Annotated in this window: 4 protein-coding genes and 1 pseudogene; 4 read left to right on the top strand and 1 reads right to left on the bottom strand. The window is 57.4% G+C overall.

The window, feature by feature from the left end:
* The 4 genes from AK963_RS33700 to AK963_RS26040 form a co-directional block, all read left to right on the top strand.
* Nucleotides 1-593 (top strand): hypothetical protein (locus tag AK963_RS33700; protein ID WP_202969873.1); only part of this gene is annotated, 593 nt, incomplete at its 5' end.
* 27 nt (nt 594-620) lie between these two features.
* Complete coding sequence (locus AK963_RS26030) at nt 621-1,385, top strand: hypothetical protein (RefSeq protein ID WP_066018274.1); 765 nt, start codon at nt 621-623, stop codon at nt 1,383-1,385.
* A 6-nt stretch (nt 1,386-1,391) separates the two neighbouring features.
* Entirely contained in the window at nt 1,392-3,020 is a 1,629-nt protein-coding gene (locus AK963_RS26035) for a hypothetical protein (protein WP_066018275.1), read from the top strand.
* A 15-nt stretch (nt 3,021-3,035) separates the two neighbouring features.
* Entirely contained in the window at nt 3,036-4,103 is a 1,068-nt protein-coding gene (locus AK963_RS26040) for a phage tail protein (RefSeq protein ID WP_066018276.1), read from the top strand.
* Between the two features lie 9 nt (nt 4,104-4,112).
* Here AK963_RS26040 and AK963_RS35975 read toward each other — a convergent pair.
* Nucleotides 4,113-4,302: pseudogene (locus AK963_RS35975) on the bottom strand (IS630 family transposase); the annotation flags it as partial.

Consider the following 4,302-nt stretch of genomic DNA (forward strand, 5'->3'; position numbering starts at 1 on the left):
CCATTCAGATCAAACGCAGTGCCATTACCAACACCCCGGCCAGCCTGGCGGAAGGGGAGCTGGCCTACTCGGAAGCCTCCGGGTATCTGTTTATCGGTGAAACCGATGGCTCCGTGACCGCCGTTGGCGGTGAAACGGTGGTCACTAAACTGGCCGGGATCGACGATAACGCCAATAACTACAGCCTGCCCACGGCCTCTGGAGCGACCCTGGGTGGTATCAAGGTCGGGACCGGTCTGGCCATTGATGGCAGCGGCGTGCTGACCGCTACCGGTTCCGGCGGATTGAATGAGGCGCAGGTGGATGCCCGGGTTCAGCTCGGTGTGGATGCCATTGTGGCCGGAGCCCCGGCAGCGCTGGATACCCTGAACGAACTGGCGGCGGCACTGGGGGATGATCCCGACACCATCAGCAACCTGACCACCCAGATCGGTACCAAACTGGCCAAGTCCTCCAACCTGGCGGATCTGACCAACGCCGCCACTGCCCGGAGTAACCTGGGGCTGGACAGCATGGCGCTTCAGTCTGCGGCCAGTGTCACCATCACCGGTGGTTCGGTGAATGGTGTGGTGCTGGATGGCGGCACCTTCTGATCCGGCAGCAACCAGAGGAATGGGCCTGTGTCCAACACCATCAAACTGAAAAGCTCGGCGACACCCGGCAAGGCCCCGCTGTCGTCCGATTTGGCGTCGGGGGAGGTGGCGATCAATACCGCCGATGGCAAGCTGTTCGCACTGGTGGGTGGGGTGGTGACCTCATTAACCGCGCCACCGGATCATATTCACACCATTGCTTCGGTAGAGAGCCTTCAGGACATTATTACCGACCTGACCGAACGGATAGAGGCATTGGAGAGCCAGGGCAATAACGCAGAGGAAGACGATATGAAACTGCTCAGTACGGTATCCCAGTCGGGTGTTTCAGAAATGGTGCTGGACATCGGTTTTGATGATGCCCTCTATGGTGGGTATCAGCTGGTCATTAATAACCTCGGGATTGATGACAACGGTGACTACCGGGAGAAAAAACTCGGCATGGCCTTTAAGCAGTCCGATGGCTCCTGGGTAACGGGGTACGGCTGGGCCAATACCTCGGTGATCAAGAGTGACGGGTATACGCTGTCGGGTGGCCAATACTCCGGCTATGCTCTGGTGAATGGTGAGATGGAGTCGGTCTTTCTGTCTGGGACAATGACGGTCTCCGTGAACCCCAATGGTAAAGGTTCCTTCACCGCGCATCTGGACAGTGGCAACGGTGACCAGTACATCACGGCAACCCTGTCGGCACCGGTGAGTGGCTCGATCACGGGCATCAAGTTCTACGCGGAAGCCATGAACCAGAACAAACTGGTGGGCACGGTTTCGGTGTACGGCCTGAAAAAATAACCCACCATGAAACTCGATATCACCTCCTTTACCGGCGAAGTCCCCTGGCTGGACAGCCACCTACTGGAAGACACCCAGGCGGAGGCGGCCATTAACTGTCGTTTAACCAATGGCAGCCTGAGAGCCTACTATCAACCCGCCGATGAAAAGTCCCTGAACGATACCCCGCAGTCCATCTACCTCTATCGCAACGAAGGCGAACGGTACTGGTTTGACTGGATCGAAGACGTTGACGTGATTCGTTCACCCGTGGCGGACGATCCCAACAACCGGGTCTATTACACAGGCACCGTGAAAGGTCCCCGCTACACCGATAACGGTCTGGCATTGAGTGGCGGCAGTAACTACCCAGTCAATGACCATCAACTGGGGATGCCGGAGCCGGACGTGGCTCCCGTGGTGGTGCTCAGTGGCACACCGCTGGAGGATGCTCAGGCAGTGGACGCCGAAACCCGCTTCTATACCTACACCTGGGTGGATGAGAACGGACGGGAAGGGCCGCCGTCATTGCCTTCTGCTGAGATAAGCGTACTGCCCGGTGAAACCGTGGACATTTCCCTGGGGGCAGGCCCCGGTGCGGTGGACCTGAATATCACCCATTACCGGATTTACACCAGTACGCAGGTGGGCGTGTATCAGCTCTGCACCCAGATCAACAATGCTGGAACGGTGGCCACCGATACCCCGGTGGGCGTCACCAGCGTGGTGGATCAAACCCCCTGGGATCAGCGGGGCGGCATCCTGAAAACCATCGGCTGGATCGCGCCTCCCAATGACCTGCAAGGTATGGTGGTGCTGCCTGGTGGTGTGGCGGTGGGTTTTTCCGGCAAGGAGCTGATGTTCAGCGAACCCTATTACTTGTACGCATGGCCAGCGGCTTATCGGCTGGCGGTGGAGTACGACATCCAGTCACTGGCGGTAGCGGCCAACAGTGTGATCATCACTACCAACGGTTATCCCTACGTGGCCTTTGGTACTGAACCCAGTGCCATGACTCTGGAACGGCTGGATACGGCACACGCCTGCATCAGCAAACGCAGCATGGTAGATATGGGGGATATGGCGCTCTACGCCTCACCGGACGGTCTGGTGCGGATCGCTGGCGGTCGGGCTGACCTGATGACCCGCAACATTATCAACCCGGAGGACTGGCGGGAACGTTTTCAGCCAGACACTATCCACGGCTGCTTTCACGATGGCCGGTACTTTGGTTTTTACGGTAATTCAGTAAACGGCGGCGGTTTTATCTTCAGTCCTGACAGTGGCACCTTTACCGAGCTCGGCACTTACGCCGATGCCTGTTACCGTGACCTTCAGGACGACAGCCTTTATCTGGCCATCGGCAACACCATTAAAGCGTGGGACAAAGGCTCAGAGCTGATGCCATATAGCTGGCGAAGCAAAGTCTTTCAAGGAAAGCCTGCCCTGTTCAGTTCGGCACGGATCATGGCGGACAGCTACACCGACCTGGTGTTTCGGGTATTCCGTGATGAGCAGCAGGTACTGGAAATGCCAGTGACTTCGGACAGAGGCTTCAGGCTCCCCGCAGGCCGTGGCAGCCGCTGGCAGTTTGAGCTGGCCGGCACCGACACGGTGACTGCCGTGATTGTTGCCAGCTCGATGGCCGAACTCTAAGGACTGATTCCCTTTATGGCTAAATTTCCCGCACTGCCTGCAACGGTAGACCGCTACGTGCGTGAGTTCCTGAACCGCCTCGCCGGTCGCAGCGGCAATGCCGGAGACAAGGCGGTGCTGCACAGTGAGCTGGCAGAGCTGGGACTGGCCAAGGAGAAAGGGCAACGGTTGAGCCTGCCTGCCTCTGCTGTGGGTTCCATTACCGATACCCTGGAGCCGGTACTGCCAGATACAACGGTAACTGGTGATGGTGGAAATGGCGGTGGTGTTAACACACCGGACGTCCCAACTCCGGCCACCGGCCTGTCCTCCAATGGCATCTTTGGTGCTGTGATTCTGCAATGGGATGCCCCGGCCTATAACGGTCATAACCACACGGAAGTATGGCGAGCACAGGTGGATGACCGGGCGCAGGCGTCACTGGTCCACGAAGCCAGTGGCAGCCGCTATACCGATGTCACCGGCAATACCACGCTGCACTATTATTGGGTACGCCACGTCAACAGTGCCGGTCAGGTTGGGGGCTTTAATGCACTGGCCGGTACGGCGGGTCAGGGAACGGCCATTATCAATCTGGCCGACCTGATGCTGGAAAGCCCGGAGCTGTCGGAGCAGCCGTTTTCGGTGCGCAATATCGGCACGGAAGCGTCACCGGACTATGTGCTGGTTTTTAACGGCTATCTGGCGGTGAACGGGCCGGTGAATATCAGTCAGCTTCAGTCCGGTGAACTGCAAAACGGCACGGCGCTGACGGTGGGGCAGGGGTCCATCGAGCTGAGTACCGGCAGCGATGGGTTTGGTCAGATGGTGATTACCGGCAGCGGCGGCATTGCCAGCAACGATTATCTGGTATTGAAAGAAGGAAGGATCGAGTCCTATATCTACACCGCCAGCTCCGGCCACGTCCGTTACAAAGAGGTGCGTCGGACAGAAAGCGGTATCGGCAGGCATAACCAGAGTGTGGTGATTCCCGCCTATTTCAAAAGCCAGCCCACCATTAACCTCTATCCCCGCGATATTACCATTTACAACGCCGACTACCCCGACCAGTCCCAGCGGCTGGAACTGTATCATACCAATTGAATTTTCTAACTACTGTATAACTGCCCAATCACGGGAGCACAGACTGAACAGTCGACCAGCTTCGCTGCAAAGGTTATTCCAAGCTTCACAGCAACAATCTACAATATTTTCATAACCTGAAAATGCTTTGTTTGATAAGTCATGCTCCCGCATCCACTCCCATAGCCTTTCTGAGCTGTTTAACTCCGGTGCGAATGGT

It is taken from the genome of Endozoicomonas atrinae (assembly GCF_001647025.1).
Taxonomy (GTDB): Bacteria; Pseudomonadota; Gammaproteobacteria; order Pseudomonadales; family Endozoicomonadaceae; genus Endozoicomonas; species Endozoicomonas atrinae.

Excerpts from the sequence above, each read along its gene's own strand:
- AK963_RS26035 (WP_066018275.1), top strand. The coding sequence starts at position 1,392 with ATGAAACTCGATATCACCTCCTTTACCGGCGAAGTCCCCTGGCTGGAC.
- AK963_RS26040 (WP_066018276.1), top strand. The coding sequence starts at position 3,036 with ATGGCTAAATTTCCCGCACTGCCTGCAACGGTAGACCGCTACGTGCGT.